This window comes from Streptomyces sp. NPDC059037, from assembly GCF_042740015.1.
Classification (GTDB): Bacteria; Actinomycetota; Actinomycetes; order Streptomycetales; family Streptomycetaceae; genus Streptomyces.
This window is the reverse complement of record NZ_JBHYIG010000070.1, coordinates 15,303-17,629: the sequence shown is the minus strand read 5'-3', so window position 1 is coordinate 17,629 and position 2,327 is coordinate 15,303. Positions and strand designations below refer to the sequence as shown.

Annotated in this window: 2 protein-coding genes; one reads left to right on the top strand and one right to left on the bottom strand. The window is 70.4% G+C overall.

Going from position 1 to position 2,327, the window contains the following annotated elements:
• Positions 1-72: 72 nt before the first annotated feature.
• Complete coding sequence (locus ACFWY6_RS17010) at positions 73-1,611, bottom strand: MFS transporter (RefSeq protein WP_384690528.1); 1,539 nt, start codon at positions 1,609-1,611, stop codon at positions 73-75.
• A 96-nt stretch (positions 1,612-1,707) separates the two neighbouring features.
• Here ACFWY6_RS17010 and ACFWY6_RS17005 point away from each other — a divergent pair, with 96 nt between their 5' ends.
• Positions 1,708-2,301 carry a TetR/AcrR family transcriptional regulator gene (locus ACFWY6_RS17005; protein WP_384690525.1) on the top strand — a complete coding sequence of 198 codons (594 nt, stop codon included), beginning with the start codon at positions 1,708-1,710 and terminating at the stop codon, positions 2,299-2,301.
• Positions 2,302-2,327: the final 26 nt, after the last annotated feature.

Genomic DNA, 2,327 nt, shown 5'->3' with positions numbered 1-2,327 from the left:
TGCGCGTGTTTCCCGACACCCCGCGGTCGGGCTCTAAAACATCCCCGCGCCCCGGGCGTTTGTCTTGCGGTCTCAGACCAAGACCTTCTCCGGCTCCGGCGCGGTCACCCGGCGTAGCGTCAGCGCCGCAAGCACCGCTGCCGCCAGGAGAATCCCCGCCCCCGCGAGCGCGGCGACGTGCATGCCGCTCGTGAATGCCTCCCGGGCCGCCGTGATCAGGCCGGAAGCCGTCTCGCCCGGCAGTTCCCGTGCCACGGACAGTGCGCCGCCCAGCGTCTCTTGGGCCTCGGCCGGAGCGCCGGCCGGGATGTCGGCGCGGTAGACCGCGTTGCCGATCGAGCCGAGCAGCGCCATGCCGAGCGCGCCGCCGAACTCCTGCCCGGTCTCCAGGAGCGAGGACGCCGAGCCCGCCTTCTCCGTGGGGACCGAGCTCAGGGCCAGGTCGGTGAGCTGTGAGCCGATGACCACCGCGCCGCAGGCGAGGAGCGCGGCCGCCGCGAGGACGGTCCACAGTGCGTCGGTGCCGGTCAGGGTCAGCAGGCCGTAGCCGCAGGCCGAGACGACGAAGCCGGTGGCGACGACGTGCGCGCGGTTCATCCCGCGCTGCACGAGCGCCGTGGCCACCGGCGCCGCGAAGCCGATGAGGACCGAGGGCAGCAGCGCCCACAGCGCGGCCTCCATGGCGCTCTTGCCGAGGACCGACTGCAGATACTGCGTGGTGAAGTAGGCCGACCCCATCATCGCCAGCGATGAGACGAGGTTGAGGAGGACCGCGGGGGCGAAGCCGCGGCCCCGGAACAGCTCGGGGGAGATCAGCGGGGACGCCGTGGTGCGCTGGCGGTGGACGAACAGGGCGGCGAAGCCGAGCCCCACGGCGAGGGAGACGACGTACGCGGTCTGGAGTCCCTCGGCGGCTATCTCCTTGAGGCCGTAGACGACCGGCAGCACGGCGGCCAGGGACAGCGGGACGCTCAGCAGGTCGAAGCGGCCCGGGTTCGGGTCCCTGGACTCCGGGATGAGGACCGGCGCGAGGAGCAGGAGCAGGACCATCGCGGGCAGGTTGACCAGGAAGATCGAGCCCCACCAGAAGTGCTCGACGAGGACCCCGCTCATCACCGAGCCGAGCGCGATGCCGGCGACCATCACCCCGGACCAGATGCCGATGGCCTTCGCGCGCTGCCCGGCGTCGCGGAACATCGTGCGGACGAGCGCCATCGTGGACGGCATCAGGGTCGCGCCGCCGATGCCGAGGACCGCGCGGGCCGCGATCAGGAGTTCGGCGCTGTTCGCGTAGGCGGCGGTGAGCGAGGCCGCGCCGAAGGCCGCGGCGCCGAACAGCAGCAGCTTGCGGCGGCCGATGCGGTCGCCGAGCGAGCCCATCGTCATCAGCAGGCCGGCGAGCACGAACGCGTAGATGTCGAAGATCCACAGCTGCTGGGTGCCGCTCGGATCGAGGTCCGCGCTGATCGCCGGAACCGCGAAGTACAGGACCGAGACGTCCATCGAGACCAGGAGCAGCGGCAGCATCAGGACGGCGAGCGCGGTCCACTCCTTGCGGCCGGCTCGGGCCGGTATCCGTGAAGGCGCTTGTTCGTGCGTCGAGTTCGTCATGGGCAGGACTGTACGGACGTCTTAAACGGTTGTCTAGTACGGATGTGTAAAACGCTGGTCTGGGACGTACGTATGGATCGGCGGTAGGCTGCCCGTATGGGACACCGTGAAGATCTGCTCGAAGGCGCCAAGCGCTGCCTGCTCGACAAGGGGTTCGCGCGGACGACGGCGCGCGACATCGTGAAGGAGTCCGGGACGAATCTGGCGTCCATCGGCTACCACTACGGCTCGAAGGACGCGCTCCTCGTCGAGGCGTACGTCGCGCTCGTCGAGCCGATGGGGGAGGGCTTCGAAGGCGCGGTCGGCGCGGCGCGCGCAGCGAAGAGCGGCGGCCTCGACGGGTTCCGCGAGACATGGGCGAACGTCATCCGCTCGATCCCCGAGTCGCGGGCGATCTGGATGCTCAGCCTGGAGGTCATCACACAGGGGGAGCGGCTCGCGGGCATTCGCGATCTGCTGGCCAAGGCTCAGGTGGAGGGGCGGCGCGGGCTCGCCGCGATGTTCACCGGGGTCGAGGAGGCCGACCTGTCCGATGACGTCGTGGAGACCGAGGGGCGCTTCTATACGACGCTGCTCAACGGCCTGATGGTGCAGTGGCTCTTCGACGAGGCGTCGGCGACCGACGCCGAGCAGCTGACCGAGGGGCTGCGGCGGGTGATGGCGCGCGTGTCATCCGCCTCGGGGGAGTGAAACACCAGCGGTGCGGGCGACTGCTG